Raw genomic sequence first — 17,699 nt, forward strand, 5'->3', positions numbered from 1 at the left:
CCCTCTCCCTCGCTCGCGACCGGAAGTCCGAGTCTCGGCCACCGCACCCGGCGGGGAAAGTTGGCAAGGTGTCCGCGCCGGGCGCCGACACCGAGCACATCGTCGGTTGACAGGCGATCAGCTCGGCCTGCGGGTCCGCCCGCGGGCGCGCAGCTCGGCGTTGGGCAGCGCAGGCGCGGGCAGCGCGGGCTCCGGGTAGCCGTGCACGACGCCGAAGCGTCCGTCCGGGGCACCGGAAACGCGCCCCTGCTCCCACTCCTCGCGCGCCTGGACGACCTCGTCGTGCGAGCGGCCGACGAAGTTCCACCACATGACGATCTGCTCCTCGAACGGGACACCGCCGAGCAGCAGCGCCCGCCCCGGTCCGCCGGAGCCCAGTTCGATCTGCTCGCGGCCCCGCCCGAGGTAGAGCATGTCGCCGACGCGGACCGGGCGGCCGTCCACGGAGATCCCGTCGGACATCGCCAGCACGGCGTGCTCGAAGTCGGCCTCCAGCGGCAACTTCAGGGTGCGGCCCGCGGTGATCGACACCTCGGCGCCCATCAGCGGCGTGTAGGCGCGCGCCGGTGAGACCGCCTCGGCCAGCTCGCCCATCAGCACCGTCGCCGAACCGTCCGATGAGGACACCACCGGGAGGTCGCCGTGGTGCTCGAAGTGCGGCGCGACGTCGCGCTGCTCGCCGGGCAGCGCGACCCACAGCTGCGCGCCGTGCAGCACCGGGCCGTGCCCGGTCGGCGACTCCTCGGAGTGGGAGATGCCGCGGCCCGCGGTCATCAGGTTCAGCTCGCCCGGGCGCACCAGCTGCTCGTTGCCGAGGCTGTCGCGGTGCAGCACCTCGCCGTCGAGCAGCCAGCTGACCGTCTGCAGGCCGGTGTGCGGGTGCGGCGGGACCTGCATGCCCGGCTGACCGGCGATGTCGGCCGGGCCGTAGAAGTCGGCGAAGCACCAGGCCCCGACCATGCGCCGGTCGCGGTTGGGCAGCGTGCGGCCGACCATCATGGCCCGCGGCCCGCCCAGCGGGACGGTGCGCGGTTCGAGCAGCTCGGCCTCGAGGTCGGCCGCGGTCGCCGCGCCGCCGCAGCGCAGCTCGGCCGGTTGCTGTTCCACATTGCTCACCCGGTCAGCTTCCCCCACCGCGCGGATGGGGCACAATCGACCCGACCCGCCGCCGATGGTCCTGGAGGCCCGACCGTGACCGACCAGCCCGAGGTCGCCGACAACCCGGACGCCGAGCGGTTCGAGATCCGCGCCGACGGCGAGCTCGCCGGGTTCGCCGAGTACAAGCTGCGCCCGACGTCGATCGCTTTCGTGCACACCGAGGTCGACCCCCGCTTCGGGGGCCGCGGCCTGGGCGGGATCCTGGTCCGCGCGGCCCTGGACTCCGCCCGCGAGCGCGGCCTGGCGGTGCTGCCGTACTGCCCGTTCGTGCGCCGCTGGATCAGCAACCACGCCGACTACCTGGACCTGGTTCCCGCCGACAAGCGCGCGAAGTTCGAGCTCGAGGCCTCCACTGCGGACTGATCAGCCGACGGTCGCGCCGAAGACCAGGCCGAGCACGTAGGTGGCCGCGGCCGCCCCCGCGCCGATGCCGAGCTGGCGCAGCGCGCGGGGCAGCGGCGCGGCGCCCGACAGCACGCCGACGGTCGCGCCGGTGAGCATCAGCGCGAGCCCGACCAGCAGCACCGCCACCAGCACCGCCCACCCGCCGGACATGCCGAACAGGAACGGCAGAACCGGCACCAGCGCGCCGGAGGCGAAGAAGGCGAAGCTGGAGGTGGCGGCCTTGATCCCGGTGCCGACGACCTCGTGGTCGTCGGTGGACGGCTCGGCCGCTGGCACCGGTGGTCGCGGGTCGCGCAGCAGGGCGTCGGCGCGGCGCTGCGCCTCGTCGGCGGACATGCCCCTGGCCCGGTAGACCAGCGCCAGCTCGTTGGCGTCGACGTCGAGGTAGGGCACCACGGCGCGCGCCTCCGGGTTCGGCGAGGCCGCGGCCAGCAGCTCCCGCTGGGAGCGCACCGAGATGTACTCCCCGGCCCCCATCGACAGCGCCCCGGCGAGCAGTCCGGCCAGACCGGTCAGCAGCACCGTCTGGGTCGCGACGTTCCCGCCGATCACCCCGAGGACGAGCGCCAGGTTGCTCACCAGACCGTCGTTCGCGCCGAACACCGCGGCTCGGAAGGTGCCCGACACGCGGGCCCGGCCGCGGGCGGCCAGCGCGCGCACCACCTCCTCGTGGATGCGCTCGTCGGCGGCCATCGCCGCGGAGGCGTCGCGGTCCGAGCCGTACGGCGAGCGGCTCTCCGCGCGCTGGGCCAGGGCGAGCACGAAGACCGAACCGAAGCGGCGGGCCAGGAACACCAGCAGCCGCATCCGGAACTGGCCGCGGCGCTGCGGACCGGCCTCGTCGCCGAGCAGCTCCGCCCAGTGCGCGGCGTGGCGCTCCTCGGCCTCGGCCAGCCCGAGCAGGATCTCGCGCTCCTCGCCGGTGCGGCGGGCGGCGAGCTCCCGGTAGACCGCGGCCTCCTCGCGCTCGTCGGCGAGCCGACGCCGCCACCTGCGCACCGACCTCGCATCGGCCTTGGACGATCTCCCGCTCTCACGCACGCGCCCAGCCTCGCAGCCGATCACCGCGGCCACCAGTCGGCGGGTCAGCCGCCGAACGTCGGCTTGCGCTTCTCCAGGAACGCCTGCATCTGCTCGCGCGCGTCCGGGGACTGCGAGGTCCCGGCCATCACCTCGGTGGCGATCGCGTAGGCATCGGCCTCGGGCCGGTCCAGCTGGGCGTAGATGGTCTGCTTGCCCACCGCCTTCGCGTGCCTGCTCCCCCGCGTGGCGCGCGCGAGCAGGTCGTCCACCGCGGCGTCCAGCTCGTCGTCGGGCACCACCCGGTTGACCAGCCCCCAGCGCTCGGCCGTCGCGGCGTCGATCGGGTCACCGGTGAGCGCGAGCTCCATCAGCCGCTTGCGCCCGATCGACCGCGCCACCGGCACCGCCGGGGTGTGGCAGAACCAGCCGCCCTTGCCGCCGGGCAGCGCGAACGCAGCGGACTCGGCGGCCACCGCCAGGTCGCAGGAGGCGACCAGCTGGCACCCGGCGGCCATCGCCAGCGCGTGCACGCGGGCGATCACCACCTGCGGCACGGCGTGGATGGTGCGCATCAGCGACTCGCACAGCCGCAGCATCTCGCGCATCCCGGCCAGGTCCCGCTCGGCCATGTCGCCGAAGTCGTGCCCGGAGCTGAACACCGGCCCGGTGCCCGCGAGCACGATGCCGGTCGCCTTGGTCTCGGCGGCCGCCTCGAAGGCCTGCTTGAGCTCGGCCAGGTGCGCGAGCGACAGCGAGTTGCGCCGGTCCGGCCGGTTCATCGTGATGCGGACGGTCGCACCGTCCTGCTCGGACAGCAGGTGCTGGTACTGCGGGCTGCTCATCGGCGCTCCTTCGACCAGGAAAGGATTCCAGACACATTCTGTGCGGCGGTGCAAGTGGCAGCCCCCTGAGGGCTCGTACGCGACATCTCACGTGTCGAGCAGTCCCGCCTCTCCGCGATTTTCAGTGGTGGTTGCGTCCTGGATCAGACTCGCGTTGTGCGGTTTCTTGTGGCCGGGTTGCGTCACGGTCCCCTGAGGTGCGGTTGAGCAGGATTCCGGTTTGCCGCTCGGTCACTCCTCGGCGGGCAGCGCACCCATCGTCTGCAGGTGGGCCATCGAGCCGTAGCGGGCGACGAGGTGGTCGAACTCGGCCCGGTCGTGGAAGGTCAGCTGCCCGGCGCCGAACTCCTTGGCCACCTCCACCGCGTAGCGGGCCGCCGCGGCGATGTCGGTCTCGTGGCTGGCGCCGGTGGCGCAGCCGGGCACCGCGGTGGCCGCGACGATCGCCAGGCCGACCACCGGGGCGTCCGTCGCGGTGGCGGGCTGCAGGATCGAGTTGATGTGGTAGACGCCGTTGCCGTAGGGCGTGATGTCCTGCGTGGTCACCGGGTAGGTCACCAGCGGTTCACCGGTGACGGTCTCCAGCAGGGTGCCCAGCCGGTCGGCGACGCGCAGGACCCAGCCCTGCTTGACCGTCGGCGAGAGCGCCAGGCCCCGGTGGTTGATGATCCGGTTGCCCTTGGTGGTGTCGATGGACAGCACGGCGTCCATGTCGGCGGTGACCTCGTGGGCGTTCATGGTGGCGATGCCCACCGGCGAGTCCATGAACGGCACCGGTTCGTGCGGCCGGGTGGGCGCCGTCGGGCACACGTGGGTGCTGATCACCACGTCGCCGGGCAGCCGGTCCCCGCGGGCGCGCATCGCCAGCAGCTTCGCCGCGGCCGAGATGGCCGCCGCGGCGCCGTCGCCGTCGGAGACGAAGCCGGTCACCTCGGGCCGGGCGCCGATGCCGCCCAGCCTGCCGACCACGCCCAGCGTCGGGGCGTCGCCGCCCGCCGACCGGCCGCGGGTGCCGGGCACCCGGACCTGGACGAAGTCGGTGCTGCCCAGGTCGCCGCGGACGGTGGTGCTGGTGGCCAGGCCGCGCTCACCGGCCGCGCGGTCCAGGTGATCCACGACGTCGGCGCCGGTGACCTCCGGCGAGTCGAGCAGGTCCACCACGTCCAGGACGTACTTGAGCATCCGCAGTTCCTCTTGGCCGGGGCCGCACCGCCGGGGCAGGACGGGGGGCTGCCCGCGCGGTGCGGCCGGGTTCGACGGCGGCCGCCGGGTGCGGGCGGCCGCTCACCGACCACGGTGCTCGTCGGCCGGACCGCCGAGCAAGGAAATCCCGCTATCCGCAAAATGGGGGCATGCCGGACTTCGGAACCGACCGCCGCACCCCGCCCGGCCTGCCGCAGACCGCCGACCGGGCGCTGCAGGTCCTGCTGGCCTTCGACCGCGCGCACCCGGAGCGGGGCGTCACCGAGATCGCCGCGGAGTTCGGGTTGCACACCTCGGTCGCGCAGCGGCTGCTGGCGACGCTGACCCACCGCGGGTTCCTGGTGCGCAACGACGCCAACCGCCGCTACCGGATCGGCCCGGCCGCACTGCACCTGGGCCGGATGTGGGACCGCGCGGGCGCGCTGGACCTGCTGGTGCGGCCGCTGCTGGCCGAGCTGGCCGAGGACACCGGGCACAGCGTGCTGCTGGCGCTGCCGGACAGCGCGCACATGCGCTGCGTGGTAGTCGCCGAAGGCGCCGACGGCCGGTTGCGCGACTACCCGCTGACCAACGAGCTCTACCCGGCGCACGCCGGCGCCACCAGCAAGGCCTACTACGCCTTCCTGCCGCCGGAGGCGCGGTCCCGGATCTTCACCGACCGGCCGCTGGCCCGGTTCACCGATCGGACGGTGACCGACCTGGCGGTGCTGGAGCGGCAGTTCGCCGACGTCCGGGAGTCCGGCTGGGCCTACACCGTCGGGGAGTACGACGCGGGGGTGGCCACGCTGGCGGTGCCGGTTTTCCTGCGCGACGATCTCTACGGCAGCGTCAGCGTCGGCTGGCACGCCGACCAGCACGACCACGACCCGGCCGACTGGGTGGAGCCGCTGCGCGAGCTCAGCACCCGGATCGGGGTGCGGCTGACCAGGCCGCTGCCCCGCGGCCGCGGGGCGCGACGCGCCGTGGCCGACGGCGGTGGCGGTCCGCGGTCGTCGGCCGGGTAGGGTTTTCGCGTCGCTGCGCGGGTGGTCCGACTACGGGGAGGCTGAGCCGATGAACCGCAAGCCGGTGATCGCGGTCGTGGTGCTGGTGGTCGTCGTGCTGGGCTTCCTGCTGGTCCGCGACCCGGTGGGCGCCGCGTCCACCGTGCAGGCCGCGTGGGACCTGGTGATCTCGGCGATCACCACCGTGATCACCTCGCTGACGACGTTCTTCCAGCACCTGTTCCACCGCGGCTGACCGATTCGGAAATTCCTCCACCGGTCCGGCGCTGCGCCACTTCTCCACCGCGCATTCCCGCGCTTCGCGACCGGGAAAGCGCCAGTACCCGATTCCGGCCGCGGGAAAACGAGTGCCGGGAAAAATCCAGGGACCAAATACCCGTTTTCCGGGACCGCGCGACGGCTCCGCAGCGGAAGGCGAAAAAGCCCGTCGAAGCAGGGCCGAAAGTCAGCTTGTCCCGCACCACCGGACGTCTTAACGTGGGTGGCGGTCACGTCGAGGAACGCGAAAGACCCGGCGTCCGCAGGACACCGGTAACTGGGGAAGTCCGGTTCGCCCCGCGAAGTGACCCGACGCGAGGGGCAATTCCGGAACGGGCCGCGAACCCGAAGCTCCCACCGCGCGGGAGTTCGATCCACGGGCCCAGATCGATTTCCGCGCGGAATGCGGTTCGGGGCGCCGCCGAATTCAGCTCGTGTCGCGTGCAAGCGCACGCCGGACAGCACGACGGTCCGGTAGGCGACGTGCATCGACTGGAAAAGAGTGATCGGAATGCAGATCAAGGACACCTTCAAGGTCGACTTCAACCGCAACCGCTTCGGCTGGGGCTGGGGCAACGGCTGGGGCTGGGGATCCGGCTGGGGCTGGGGATCCGGCTGGGGCTGGGGCCGCTGGGGCTCCGGCTGGGGCTGGGGCTGGGGTTGGGGCGGCTGGGGCTGCTGAGCGAGCCCTGACGTTCCATCCATCCATCCATCCGATTCGCGTAGCTCCCGCTCCCCCGGAGCGGGAGCTACGCCTCTGCCCGGGGGTGAGGCGGGTGCCGGGTTTGGTGAGCTGGCTGTTCCGGCCGGCGGAGCGGGACACCGAGGGGTTGGTCGAGCACGCGCCGGTGATGCGCGTGCGGTCGGTCATCAAGCGGTTCTGGCCGGACGCCCGGCCGTTCCGCGGCTGGCTGCTGCTCAGCCTGCTGCTCGTGCTGATCTCGCCACTGCTGGACACCGCGGCGATCTGGCTGTTCAAGGTGCTCATCGACGAGGTGCTGACACCGCAGAACTTCGCCGTGTTCCCGATGGTCGCCGCCGCCTACGCGGTGCTCACCCTCGCGTCCGGGGTGATCGACTTCTGCGGCCACTACCTCGCGGTGTGGATCGGCGAGAACTTCCTGCACCGGATGCGGACCAGGGTGTTCGCGCACCTGCACACGCTGTCGGTCGGGTTCTTCGACCGCAGGCGCATCGGCGACACGCTGTCCCGGCTCACCGGTGACGTGGGCGCCATCGAGGCCCTGGTGCTCTCCGGCGTCACCCAGACCTTCTCCTCGCTGGTCAAGATCCTGATGTTCGCCGGGGTGCTGTTCTACCTGAACTGGCAGCTGGCGCTGGTGTCGCTGATCGCGGTGCCGCTGTTCTGGGCGGTCGCCCGGTTCTTCGCCCGCCGGATCAAGGACGCCTCCCGCGAGGAGCGCGGGCGCAGCGGCTCGATCAGCACCGTCGCCGAGGAGAGCCTCGGCAACGCCCCGCTGATCCAGGCCTACGGCCGCGAGGCGGCCGAAGTGGACCGCTTCGCCCGGCAGAGCCGCGGCAACGTCGTCGCCGAACTGGCCTCGGCCCGGGTCGGGGCGCTGTTCGGCCCGCTCACCGACCTGCTGCAGGTCTGCGGCGTGCTGGCGATCGTCGGGGTGGGGATCCTGGAGCTGTCGGCCGGGCGGATCACCCTCGGCGGGCTGCTGGCGTTCCTGGTCTACCTGTCCCAGCTCTACGCCCCGGTGCAGAGCCTCGGGCAGCTGTCCAACACCATCTTCTCCGCCTCGGCCAGCGCCGAGCGGATCATCGAACTGCTCGACCAGAAACCGCTGGTGCAGAACCCGGCGAACCCGGTGCCGCTGCGGCGGGTCACCGGCCGCCTCGACGTCGACCGGGTCGACTTCCGCTACCCCGGCACCCCCGCCGACGTGCTGCACAGCGTGAGCTTCTGCGCCCCGCCCGGCCAGACCACCGCGGTGGTCGGCGCCAGCGGTGCGGGCAAGTCGACGCTGACCAAGCTGCTGCTGCGCTTCTACGACCCCACCGGCGGACGCATCCTGCTGGACGGCGTCGACCTGCGGCAGCTGGACATCACCGAACTGCGCGCCAACATCGCGATCGTGCTGCAGGAAACGCTGCTGCTGGACGGCACCATCGCGGACAACATCCGGGCCGGTCGGCCGGACGCCGACGAGCGCCAGCTCGTCGAGGCCGCCGAGGCCGCCGACGCCCACGAGTTCATCCAAACCCTGCCGGAGGGCTACGAAACCCGGGTCGGGCAGCGCGGTCGGCTGCTCTCCGGCGGGCAGCGGCAGCGCATCGCCATCGCCCGCGCGATGATCCGGGACGCGCCGATCCTGCTGCTGGACGAACCGACCACCAGCCTGGACGCCGACGCGACGCGCCGGATCCTCGCGCCGCTGCGCCGGTTGATGGCCGGGCGCACCACCATCGTGATCTCGCACAACCTGCTCACCGTCCGCGACGCCCAGCAGATCGTCTACCTGGACCGCGGCCGGATCACCGAGGTCGGCACGCACCAGGAGCTGCTGAGCAACAACAACGGCTACGCCCACCTCTACCGGCTGCACCACCCGGAGCGCGGCCAGGTGGTGCCCGAACAGCAGCAGGCCGGGTCGGTCACCCCGACCCGGCCCGTCGACGGCCAGCTGCCGAACTAAAGGGTGTTCTTCGTCTTTGAAGCGGCGAAGCCGCTTGGCCCGCCCTCGCGACTCGCACCGCCGCGGGTTCTCAGAGGCCGCCTGGCTAGGACAGCCCGTTCGCCGTGTATTGGGCATACATCAGAACGGGATCCCGCAGCCAGGCGGCCTCTGAGGTTCCGCCACCGGCACCGCCACGCAGAACGAGCGCGGAAGAGAAGTCAGCGCCAGGGCTCGCCTCGGCGGCGGGCCCGCAGCCACCGCTGCCCGGTTCCGGCCCACCGCAGCGCCTTGCGCGCCACCAGGTTCTGCCGGGCGAGGTAGCGCTGGTACTGCCACGGCCGCTGGATGCCGTGCCGCCCGGCCATCGCGTAGCAGAACTCCACCGCTCCGCGGTCGGTGTAGCGGTCGGCCCGCTCGAACCAGGCCATGCTGCTGCGCGCGGCGATCTGCGCCTCCCGCAGCGCGGCGTGGCCCGCTTCGTCGAACTCCTTGACCGCCAAGGCGGTTTCCGGCTGTTCGTAGAGGTTCTGCGCCAGCACGACCGCGTCCATGATGGCCAGTCGGGTGCCCGACCCCAGCGTGAAGTGCGTGGTGTGCGCGGCATCGCCGATCAGCACCGCGTTGTCGTAGCGCCAGGTCTCGTTGAACACCTGGGTGAAGCGCTGCCACGACGCCGGTTTGCCGCGCGACTGGCTGATCAGCGACCGGCCGCGCAGCTGGCCCGCGAAGACCTGCTCCAGCAGCTGCCGGGTCTCGGCGTCGCCGAGCCGGTCCAGCCCCAAACCCCGCCAGGTGGGTTCGGTGCACTCCACGATGAACGTGCTGATGCCCGCGGCGGACGGGTAGGCGTGGAACCAGATCCAGCCGGCCGGGGTCTGCTCGAAGTCGAAGGTGAACTTGTCGAACACCCGCTCCGTGCCCAGCCAGATGTAGGGGTTGTTCCCGTAGTCCACCCGGGTGCCGAACTGCTCCTGGTAGCGCTGCCGGGTGCGGCTGTTGGCCCCGTCGGCGACCACCACCAGGTCGGCGTCGGCGTAGTCGGCGAGGTCCTCCACCGCGGTCTCGTACTGGATCTTCACGCCGAGCTCGGTGGCCCGCTCGGCGAGGATCGCCAGCAGCGGGGCCCGGTTGACGCTGTAGCCGTAGCCGCCGAGGTAGGCCTTGTCGACCCCGCGCAGCGCGACCACCTGCTCCTGCCAGAGCGTCGACTCGGCGCGGATGCGGCGCGCGCTCTCCCGGTCGTTGCGGTAGAGCGTGTCCAGCAGGTCCTCCCAGTACACGACCCCCCAGCCGTAGGTGGCACCGGGCGGGTCCCGCTCGATCACGGTGATGTCGTGGCCGGCGTCGCGGAGCTTCGCCGAGATGGCGAAGTACAGACCGCCGGGACCGGCCCCGATGCACACGATTTTCACAGCAGCACCTCCTGAACGACAGGCGGGCAGCTGCGCAGGCGGCCCGACCGGACCGCCAATGTCCGCGTGAGAAGTCGATACGCCCTCGTTGTACCCCTCGGCGCACTTGGTCGCACCTGCGGCCGCGTCCGAGAGCGGCAGCCGCTGCGGCGGACACCAGTTCGGCTGCCGGGGCCCTGCCGAAGCAGTACGCTCGGAACCGCGCATCGTCCTTCCCCCGGCCACGCACGGGGTTCGGCAGCAGGCGGTCCCCGCGTCGTCCGGGGCGCGGCAGCCGGGAGTCGAGATGAGCAGGCTGACCCAGCCCACGAAGCCCGAGAGCAGGTTCGCCGCTTCGCTGCGCCGCCAGGCCGACGAGGTGGACCTGCGGTTCCGCCTGGCCGCCGGGGTGCGGCGGCAGCTCAACAAGGTCTTCCCGTCGAACTGGTCGTTCATGCTCGGCGAGATCGCGCTGTACAGCTTCATCGTGCTGCTGCTGACCGGCACCTACCTCGCCTGGTTCTTCGACCCGTCGATGACCGAGGTGGTCTACGACGGGAAGTTCACCAACCTGCGCGGAATCCCGATGTCGCGGGCCTTCGAGAGCACCCTGGACATCTCCTTCGACGTCCGCGGCGGGCTGTTCGCCCGGCAGCTGCACCACTGGGCGGCGCTGATCTTCATGGCCGCGATCGTGGTGCACATGTTCCGGATCTTCTTCACCGGCGCGTTCCGCCGCCCGCGCGAGGTCAACTGGACGATCGGGATCCTGCTGTTCTTCGCGGGCATGTTCGAGGGCTTCATCGGCTACTCGCTGCCCGACGACCTGCTGTCCGGCACGGGGCTGCGGATCGCCTCCGGGATCCTGCTGTCGGTGCCGGTGATCGGCACCTGGCTGCAGTGGATCCTGTTCGGCGCGGAGTTCCCGGGCACCGAGATCATCCCGCGCTTCTACATGATCCACATCTTCCTGCTGCCCGGCGTCATCCTGGGGCTGATCGCGGTCCACCTGGCCATCGTCTGGTACCAGAAGCACACCCAGTACCCCGGCAAGGGCCGCACCGAGTCCAACGTGGACGGCGTGCGGATCATGCCGGTCTTCGCGGTCAAGGGCAGCGGGTTGTTCTTCATGGTCACCGGCGTGCTGGCCATCATGAGCGGGATCTTCCAGATCAACGCGGTCTGGAACTTCGGCCCGTACAACGCCTCCATGGTCTCCGCGGCCTCGCAGCCCGACTGGTACATGATCTGGACCGACGGGATGGGCCGGTTGTGGCCGCCGTGGGAGCTCTACCTCGGCCCCTACACCGTCCCGGCGGTGTTCTTCCCGCTGATCATCGGTCTCGGCCTGGTGTTCACCATCGCGATCATCTACCCGATGCTGGAGCGCAAGCTCAGCGGCGACGACACCCACCACAACCTGCTGCAGCGACCGCGCGACGCCCCGGTGCGCACCTCGCTGGGCGCGATGGCGATCACGTTCTTCCTGGTGGTGCTGGCCTCCGGCGCCAACGACATCATCGCGTTCATGTTCGGCCTGTCGCTGAACATGACCACGTGGGCCGGGCGGATCGGCGTGCTGGTGCTCCCGCCGATCGCCTACTTCGTGACCTACCGGATCTGCCTGGGGCTGCAGCGCACCGACCGCGAGGTGCTGGAGCACGGCGTGGAGACCGGCATCATCAAGCGGTTGCCGCACGGCGAGTTCGTCGAGGTGCACCAGGCGCTGGGCCCGGTGGACGAGCACGGCCACCCGCAGCCCCTGCCCTACCAGGCCACCCCGGTGCCCAAGAAGATGAACCAGCTCGGCGCGGCCGGGCACTCGGTGCCGGGCAGCCTGCTGGTCCCGGACCCGCGGGAGGAGACCGAAGCGCTGGCGCAGGCGCGGCGCGAGCAGGCCGAGCAGGAGCAGGCGGCGCGGGCGGGCCGCGAGCCCGAGGTGCGCACCGGCCGCCCGCAGGAACCCGAGCAGTGAGGTTCCGCTACCGGCACCGCTGCGCAAAGCGCGTCATCTAGAGTTCAGCGGTGTCCAACCGGGAACTGGTCGTGCTCGGCACCGCGAGCCAGGCGCCCACGCGCGCCCGCAACCACAACGGCTACCTGCTGCGCTGGGACGGCGTCGGGTTCCTGTTCGACCCCGGCGAGGGCACCCAGCGGCAGATGATCCGCGCGGGGGTCAGCTCGCACGACATCGACCACATCTGCATCAGCCACTTCCACGGCGACCACTGCCTCGGGCTGCCGGGCGTGCTGCAGCGGCTGTCACTGGACCGGATGCCGCGCCCGGTGCACGCGCACTTCCCCGCCGCCGGGACCGAGTTCTTCCGGCGGCTGCACCGCGCGTCGGCCTTCGACGAGGTCGCGGAGGTGCGGGAGCGGCCGGTCGAGCGCGGCGGCACGGTGTTCACCGGAGCTTTCGGCGCGCTGGAGGCGGTGCCGCTGGACCACCGCATCGAGACGTTCGGCTACCGGCTGGTGGAGCCGGACGGGCGGCGGATGCTGCCCGATCGGCTGGCCCGCTTCGGGGTGCGCGGGCCGGACGTCGGCCGCCTGCAGCGGGCGGGCTCGCTGCGGGTCGGCGCCCGGACGGTGTCGTTGGAGGAGGTCAGCGAGCCGCGGCCGGGCCAGCGGTTCGCGTTCGTGATGGACACCCGGCTGTGCGACGGGGTGTTCGAGCTCGCCGCCGGGGCCGACGTGCTGGTGATCGAATCGACGTTCCTGGAGCAGGACGCCCGGCTGGCCGACGAGTACCGCCACCTCACCGCGGCCCAGGCCGCGCGGGTCGCCGCCGAGTGCGGGGTGCGGTGCCTGGTGCTGACGCACTTCTCCCAGCGCTACCCCGACCCGCGGCGCTTCCGCGACGAGGCGGCCGAGGTGTTCGACGGGCAGCTGGTGGTCGCCGAGGACCTGGTGCGGGTGCCGGTGCCACCACGGCGGTGAATATGCTTTCGGGCGGCTAGCGATCCGTCGGAGGCATTTCCTTGGTTCGGCAACCGATCCCGGTCATCATCGTCGCCGGGTTCCTCGGCTCCGGGAAGACGAGTCTGCTCAACCACCTGCTGCGCAACCCGCAGGGCGCGCGGATCGGGGTGGTGGTCAACGACTTCGGGCAGATCAACATCGACGCGCTGAGCGTGGCCGGGCAGGTCGACTCGACCGTCTCGCTGGGCAACGGGTGCCTGTGCTGCGCGGTGGACGCCAGCGGGCTGGACGACCTGCTGGCCCGGTTGGCGCGCCCGAGCAGCGACATCGACGTGATCGTGATCGAGGCCAGTGGGCTGGCCGATCCGCGCGGCATGGTCCGGCTGCTGCTCAACAGCACCAACCCGCGGCTCGGCTACGGCGGGCTGGTCGAGGTGGTCGACGCCGCCGAGTTCGACCGCACCCGGCAGCGCCACCCCGAGCTCGACCAGCACCTGCGCTTCGCCGACCTGGTGCTGCTGAACAAGACCGACCGGGTCGCCGAGGCCGACCGCGACCGGCTGCTGGCGCTGGTGCGCGAGCTCGCCGACGGCAAGCCCGTGCTGCCCACCGCGCACGGCCGGGTCGACCCGTCGCTGCTGTTCGACCGGGAATCGGTGCGGCAGCGGCGGGAGACCGCCCGGCAGCTGTCCTTCGACGACCTGCTCGCCGACTCCCACCACGACGACTGCCACGAACACCTGCACGCCGCGTACCAGAGCGTGTCCTTCACCGCGGACGAACCGGTCGACCCGCGGGCGCTGATGCGGTTCCTGGACGCCCGACCGGCCGGGGTGTACCGGATGAAGGGCCAGGTGCACTTCGGGGTGCCCGGCCACGAGCAGAAGTTCACCCTGCACACCGTCGGCGACTTCCTGCGCTTCCACCGCTCCCGCTGGGCCCGCGGCGAACCGCGCCGCACCCAGCTCGTGGTGATCGGTTCCGGCCTCGACGGCGACCGGGTGCGCGACGACCTCGAAGCCTGCCTGGGCGAGCCCGACGCCGCCGACGAGCACAGCATGCTCGACGTGCTCAAGTACACCCGCTCCTGAGCGGCTGCCGAGCGCGGGCGACCGTCGTACGGTGGCGCCGACCGGTGTTCCGCGCGGCGAGGGGCGTGCCCGATGACCAGTGCTGATGTGCTCGTGGATGCGTTCGGCCGGATCCGGGAGGTGGTGCACGACGCCGTCGCCGGGCTGGACCCCGACCAGCTGGCGGTCCGCCTCGACCCGGCGGCGAACTCGATCGGCTGGCTGGTCTGGCACCTGACCCGGGTCCAGGACGACCACGTCTCCGACGTGGCCGAGGTCGAGCAGGTGTGGACCGCGCAGGGCTGGGCGGACCGCTTCGGGCTGCCGTTCGGGGTCGAGGACATCGGCTACGGCCACGACCCGGACGACGTGGCGGCGGTGCGCGTCGAGTCCGGCGAGCTGCTCACCGGCTACTACGACGCCGTGCACGCCCAGACCCTCGACTTCGTGCGGGGCGTGACCGACGAGGACCTGGCCGAGGTCGTCGACGCCGCGTGGCAGCCGCCGGTCACGCTGGGCGTGCGGCTGGTGAGCGTGGTCGCCGACGACCTGCAGCACGCCGGGCAGGCGGCGTTCGTGCGCGGGATCGTGGAGCGCGCCGGTTAGCTGGTGGACAATCGGGACCATGACCGAGCGGAAGCCACCCGGCACCACGTTCGAATCGTGGGTGGACCGGCAGATCCGGACGGCTCAGGAGCGCGGCGACTTCGACGACCTGCCCGGCGCGGGCAAGCCGCTGCCCGGGGCGGGGCAGCCCGTCGAGGAGCAGTGGTGGCTCAAGGACTACCTCCGCCGCGAGGGCCTGTCCGGCGAGGCGCTGCTGCCGACGGCGCTGCGGCTGCGCAAGGAGGTCGAGCGGCTGCCGGAGACCGTGCGCGATCTGCCCACCGAGCAGTCCGTGCGCGAGGTCGCCGGTGAGCTGAACCGCCGGATCGTGGAGCACATGCGCGCGCCCAGCGGCCCGCAGGTGGCCATCGGGCTGGTCGACGTCGACGAGCTCGTCGACGGCTGGCGCTCCGCGCGGCAGCGCGCGGTGCCGCCGCCCGACCCCGCACCGGAACCCGCGCCGGAGACCCGGAAGACCCGCTGGTGGCACCGTTTTCGGCGGTGACCCGTCTCACCTGATGAGCGGCTTTGACGCCGTTGCGGCGGCGGTGCTTTGATCCGTCCATGGCACTGGGACCGCTGCTGGTGCAGCGCGCGCACATCGACCTGCTGTGGGTCGCGTCCGCGGCGTGTCCGCGCGGTTGAGCACTCCCGCGCACCACCATTTCCCCGGACCCGCACCGCGATGTGAGACGGAGATTCGTGCCATGACATCGGAAGCCGCTCGGCCGCTCGCGGCGAACTCGTTCGAGACCCGCCCGCTGCAGGACGGCGCGGTGGTCGAGGTGACCGCCCGGTTCATCGTCACCCGCCAGGACCTGGCCGCCCTGGAGCGGGTCTTCACCCCGCCGCCCGAGGCCATCCCCCAGCAGTCCGCGGCGGAGGTTCCCCGGCTGCGGTCGCTGCCCGCACCGGCGGAGCCGGTGGAACCGCAGCTGCGGATCCTGGTGGCGCCGCGGCGCGTCCTGCGCGCCGACGGCACCCCCGTGGAGCTGACCCGCCTGGAGTTCGACCTGCTGCTGTACCTGTGCGAGAACCCCGCCCGGGTGCACCGGCGCAGCGCGCTGCTCAACGCGGTGTGGGAGTTCAACAGCACCCCCAGCACCCGCACCGTGGACGTGCACATCCGCCGGATCCGCAGCAAGCTCGGCGCCGACCTGGACCTGATCACCACGGTGCGCGGCGTCGGCTACCGGATGGACCGGCCCGCCGACGTGCACATCGTCCGGGACTGACCGGGGGGCTTGGCACCGCGCCCGCCGGGTAGCCCAGGGGCATGCCGAAACGCAGTCGCGAGGAGTACGAGCGGGGGCTGCCCGGCTACCACGACCCGATGGCCGGGGTCGGCGGGGCGCCCTACGCGCGCAGCGCGCTGACCCTGCGGTTGTGGCTGGCCGGGTTCGGCCTGGTGTTCTGCGCGGGCGCGGCGGTGCTGCTGTTCCTGGAGCTGCCGGAGCTGGCCTGGTTCGCCTGGGTGCTCGTGGTGCTGGCGGTGATCGCCGCCGTGGACCTCGCCTGGGTCGCGCACCGCAAGCGGCGCGGCGAGCCCGGCTGAGCGCGGTCACACCTCCACCGGGTTCCGGGCACCGGGCACCGCGGCGAGCAGGCCGCGGGTGTAGTCCGCCGCCGGGTCGCGCAGGACCTGCCGGGGCGGCCCCTGCTCGACCACCCGGCCGCCGCGCAGGACCGCCACCCGGTGGGTGAGGTTGTCGGCCACCGCCAGGTCGTGGGTGATGAACAGGCAGGCGAAGCCCAGCTCGGCCTGCAGCTGCCGCAGCAGGTCCAGCACCGCCGCCTGGACCGAGACGTCCAGCGCGCTGGTCGGCTCGTCGGCGATCAGCAGCTGCGGCTCCAGGGCCAGCGCCCGGGCCAGGCCGACCCGCTGGCGCTGGCCGCCGGAGAGCTCGTGCGGTCGGCGGTCGGCCACCGCGCTCGGCAGCTGCACCGCGTCGAGGAGGTCGGCCACCCGGCGTCCGACCTCCGGCCCCGTCGCGGCGCGGTGCACGAGCAGCGGCTCACCGATGCAGTCCCGCACCGTCCACCGCGGGTCCAGCGACGCCGCCGCGCCTTGGAAGACGAAGCCGATGCGGCGGCGCAGCTGTCGGCGCTGGGCCGCTGACAGCGACGACGGGTCGGTGCCGAGCACCGACACCGAACCCGAGCGCGGCACGAGCAGCCCGGCCGCCACGCGGCCCAGCGTCGACTTGCCAGAGCCGGACTCCCCGACCAGGCCGAGCACCTCGCCCGCGCCGACCCGCAGGCTCACCCCGTCCACGGCGCGGAAACCGCCGTAGTCGACCACCACGTCGGTCAGCTCCAGCCCCGTCCGGTCGGCTTCGGCGGCCGGGGCCGGTTCCCCGCCGAACCGCGGGACTGCGGCCAGCAGCTGCCGGGTGTAGTCGTGGGCGGGCCGGGTGAACAGCTCGCCGACCGGCGCGGTCTCCACGACCTGCCCGCGGCGCAGCACCACCACCCGGTCGGCGATCTCCGCGACCACGCCCATGTTGTGCGTGATCAGCACGATCGACGTGCCGCGCTCGTCGCGGAGTCGGCGCAGCAGCGCCAGGATCTCCGCCTGCACGGTCACGTCCAGCGCGGTGGTCGGCTCGTCGGCGATCAGCACCTTCGGGTCGTTGGCCAGCGCCATCGCGATGACCACGCGCTGCTGCTGGCCGCCGGAGAGCTGGTGCGGGTACTGCCGCATGCGCCGCCGCGGTTCCGGGATGCCCACCGCGGCGAGCAGCTCGACCGCCTCGGCCCGCGCCTGCTTCCGGCTGAGCTCGCGGTGCGCCCGGAGCACCTCCACCAGCTGCCAGCCGATGCTGAACACCGGGTTCAGCGCCGCCGACGGTTCCTGGAAGACCATCGCGACGCCGGTGCCGCGCACCTGCTGCCAGCGCTGCGGATCCGCCCCCAGCAGCTCCCGCCCGTCCAGCCGGATGCTGCCGGAGACCGCCGCCGAGGGCGGCAGCAGGCCCAGCGCGGCGCGGGCGCTGACCGACTTGCCCGAGCCGGATTCGCCGACCACCGCGACGATCTCCCCGGGCGCCACCTCGAAGCTCACGTCCCGCACGACCGGCCCGGCGGCGAAGCCGACCGTCAGCCCGTCGAACGCCAGCACCGAACTCGCTGCCATGCCGATCTCCTCACACTCGTTGCGCGGAAAGGTGTT

The 17,699-nt window shown here is 72.4% G+C and carries 18 protein-coding genes; 12 read left to right on the forward strand and 6 right to left on the reverse strand.

Going from position 1 to position 17,699, the window contains the following annotated elements:
* Window positions 1–117 precede the first annotated feature (117 nt).
* Entirely contained in the window at window positions 118–1,116 is a 999-nt protein-coding gene (locus F1721_RS12720) for a pirin family protein (protein ID WP_211840446.1), read from the reverse strand.
* A gap of 75 nt (window positions 1,117–1,191) precedes the next feature.
* On the opposite strand from F1721_RS12720, the gene F1721_RS12725 reads away from it, so the two are divergent.
* Window positions 1,192–1,521 (forward strand): GNAT family N-acetyltransferase, encoded by a 330-nt coding sequence (locus F1721_RS12725; RefSeq protein ID WP_150066829.1) that lies wholly within the window; start codon window positions 1,192–1,194, stop codon window positions 1,519–1,521.
* Here F1721_RS12725 and F1721_RS12730 read toward each other — a convergent pair whose 3' ends face one another.
* The 3 genes from F1721_RS12730 to F1721_RS12740 all read right to left on the reverse strand — a co-directional run bounded on the left by F1721_RS12730 (window position 1,522) and on the right by F1721_RS12740 (window position 4,610).
* Window positions 1,522–2,604, reverse strand: a complete 1,083-nt coding sequence (locus F1721_RS12730) for a VIT1/CCC1 transporter family protein (protein WP_150066830.1) — start codon at window positions 2,602–2,604, stop codon at window positions 1,522–1,524.
* A gap of 44 nt (window positions 2,605–2,648) precedes the next feature.
* Window positions 2,649–3,428 carry an enoyl-CoA hydratase-related protein gene (locus F1721_RS12735; RefSeq protein ID WP_150066831.1) on the reverse strand — a complete coding sequence of 260 codons (780 nt, stop codon included), beginning with the start codon at window positions 3,426–3,428 and terminating at the stop codon, window positions 2,649–2,651.
* Window positions 3,429–3,659: 231 nt separating this feature from the next.
* Window positions 3,660–4,610, reverse strand: coding sequence for a DUF1177 domain-containing protein (locus F1721_RS12740; RefSeq protein ID WP_150066832.1), 951 nt, complete (start codon window positions 4,608–4,610; stop codon window positions 3,660–3,662).
* A gap of 170 nt (window positions 4,611–4,780) precedes the next feature.
* Between F1721_RS12740 and F1721_RS12745 the strand changes: the two genes are divergently transcribed.
* The 4 genes from F1721_RS12745 (at window position 4,781) to F1721_RS12755 (ending at window position 8,556) form a co-directional block, all read left to right on the forward strand.
* Complete coding sequence (locus F1721_RS12745; RefSeq protein WP_150066833.1) at window positions 4,781–5,635, forward strand: IclR family transcriptional regulator; 855 nt, start codon at window positions 4,781–4,783, stop codon at window positions 5,633–5,635.
* 49 nt (window positions 5,636–5,684) lie between these two features.
* Entirely contained in the window at window positions 5,685–5,870 is a 186-nt protein-coding gene (locus tag F1721_RS12750) for a hypothetical protein (RefSeq protein ID WP_150066834.1), read from the forward strand.
* A gap of 534 nt (window positions 5,871–6,404) precedes the next feature.
* Window positions 6,405–6,575 (forward strand): hypothetical protein, encoded by a 171-nt coding sequence (locus F1721_RS34405; RefSeq protein ID WP_170301463.1) that lies wholly within the window; start codon window positions 6,405–6,407, stop codon window positions 6,573–6,575.
* 94 nt (window positions 6,576–6,669) lie between these two features.
* The gene (locus F1721_RS12755; RefSeq protein ID WP_150066835.1) at window positions 6,670–8,556 is read left to right on the forward strand and encodes an ABC transporter ATP-binding protein; all 1,887 of its coding nucleotides are present in this window, start codon (window positions 6,670–6,672) and stop codon (window positions 8,554–8,556) included.
* Between the two features lie 200 nt (window positions 8,557–8,756).
* On the opposite strand, the gene F1721_RS12760 is transcribed toward F1721_RS12755, so the two are convergent.
* Window positions 8,757–9,950, reverse strand: coding sequence for an FAD-dependent monooxygenase (locus tag F1721_RS12760; RefSeq protein WP_150066836.1), 1,194 nt, complete (start codon window positions 9,948–9,950; stop codon window positions 8,757–8,759).
* A 286-nt stretch (window positions 9,951–10,236) separates the two neighbouring features.
* On the opposite strand from F1721_RS12760, the gene qcrB reads away from it, so the two are divergent.
* The 7 genes from qcrB (at window position 10,237) to F1721_RS12795 (ending at window position 16,082) form a co-directional block, all read left to right on the forward strand.
* Window positions 10,237–11,904 (forward strand): cytochrome bc1 complex cytochrome b subunit, encoded by a 1,668-nt coding sequence (gene qcrB, locus F1721_RS12765; RefSeq protein WP_150066837.1) that lies wholly within the window; start codon window positions 10,237–10,239, stop codon window positions 11,902–11,904.
* Window positions 11,905–11,954: 50 nt separating this feature from the next.
* Window positions 11,955–12,869 carry a ribonuclease Z gene (locus F1721_RS12770; protein ID WP_150066838.1) on the forward strand — a complete coding sequence of 305 codons (915 nt, stop codon included), beginning with the start codon at window positions 11,955–11,957 and terminating at the stop codon, window positions 12,867–12,869.
* Between the two features lie 41 nt (window positions 12,870–12,910).
* Entirely contained in the window at window positions 12,911–13,942 is a 1,032-nt protein-coding gene (locus tag F1721_RS12775; RefSeq protein WP_150066839.1) for a CobW family GTP-binding protein, read from the forward strand.
* A gap of 72 nt (window positions 13,943–14,014) precedes the next feature.
* Window positions 14,015–14,527, forward strand: a complete 513-nt coding sequence (locus F1721_RS12780) for a mycothiol transferase (RefSeq protein ID WP_150066840.1) — start codon at window positions 14,015–14,017, stop codon at window positions 14,525–14,527.
* 19 nt (window positions 14,528–14,546) lie between these two features.
* On the forward strand, window positions 14,547–15,032 hold the full coding sequence (locus F1721_RS12785) for a DnaJ family domain-containing protein (protein ID WP_150066841.1): 486 nt from the start codon (window positions 14,547–14,549) through the stop codon (window positions 15,030–15,032).
* A gap of 202 nt (window positions 15,033–15,234) precedes the next feature.
* On the forward strand, window positions 15,235–15,762 hold the full coding sequence (locus F1721_RS12790) for a winged helix-turn-helix domain-containing protein (protein ID WP_150066842.1): 528 nt from the start codon (window positions 15,235–15,237) through the stop codon (window positions 15,760–15,762).
* A 41-nt stretch (window positions 15,763–15,803) separates the two neighbouring features.
* Entirely contained in the window at window positions 15,804–16,082 is a 279-nt protein-coding gene (locus tag F1721_RS12795; protein WP_150066843.1) for a DUF6343 family protein, read from the forward strand.
* Between the two features lie 6 nt (window positions 16,083–16,088).
* On the opposite strand, the gene F1721_RS12800 is transcribed toward F1721_RS12795, so the two are convergent.
* A complete protein-coding gene (locus F1721_RS12800; protein ID WP_150066844.1) occupies window positions 16,089–17,663 on the reverse strand; it encodes a dipeptide ABC transporter ATP-binding protein in 1,575 nt (524 codons plus the stop codon).
* Between the last annotated feature and the right edge of the window lie 36 nt (window positions 17,664–17,699).

The sequence above is a fragment of the Saccharopolyspora hirsuta genome, assembly GCF_008630535.1.
Taxonomy (GTDB): domain Bacteria; phylum Actinomycetota; class Actinomycetes; order Mycobacteriales; family Pseudonocardiaceae; genus Saccharopolyspora; species Saccharopolyspora hirsuta.

Bases quoted from the DNA above. Each gene is read 5' to 3' on its own strand.
- F1721_RS12735 (WP_150066831.1), bottom strand. From the start codon at position 3,428: ATGAGCAGCCCGCAGTACCAGCACCTGCTGTCCGAGCAGGACGGTGCG.
- F1721_RS12740 (WP_150066832.1), bottom strand. From the start codon at position 4,610: ATGCTCAAGTACGTCCTGGACGTGGTGGACCTGCTCGACTCGCCGGAG.
- F1721_RS12745 (WP_150066833.1), top strand. From the start codon at position 4,781: ATGCCGGACTTCGGAACCGACCGCCGCACCCCGCCCGGCCTGCCGCAG.
- F1721_RS12750 (WP_150066834.1), top strand. From the start codon at position 5,685: ATGAACCGCAAGCCGGTGATCGCGGTCGTGGTGCTGGTGGTCGTCGTG.
- F1721_RS34405 (WP_170301463.1), top strand. From the start codon at position 6,405: ATGCAGATCAAGGACACCTTCAAGGTCGACTTCAACCGCAACCGCTTC.
- qcrB (WP_150066837.1), top strand. From the start codon at position 10,237: ATGAGCAGGCTGACCCAGCCCACGAAGCCCGAGAGCAGGTTCGCCGCT.
- F1721_RS12780 (WP_150066840.1), top strand. From the start codon at position 14,015: ATGACCAGTGCTGATGTGCTCGTGGATGCGTTCGGCCGGATCCGGGAG.
- F1721_RS12785 (WP_150066841.1), top strand. From the start codon at position 14,547: ATGACCGAGCGGAAGCCACCCGGCACCACGTTCGAATCGTGGGTGGAC.
- F1721_RS12790 (WP_150066842.1), top strand. From the start codon at position 15,235: ATGACATCGGAAGCCGCTCGGCCGCTCGCGGCGAACTCGTTCGAGACC.
- F1721_RS12795 (WP_150066843.1), top strand. From the start codon at position 15,804: ATGCCGAAACGCAGTCGCGAGGAGTACGAGCGGGGGCTGCCCGGCTAC.
- F1721_RS12800 (WP_150066844.1), bottom strand. From the start codon at position 17,663: ATGGCAGCGAGTTCGGTGCTGGCGTTCGACGGGCTGACGGTCGGCTTC.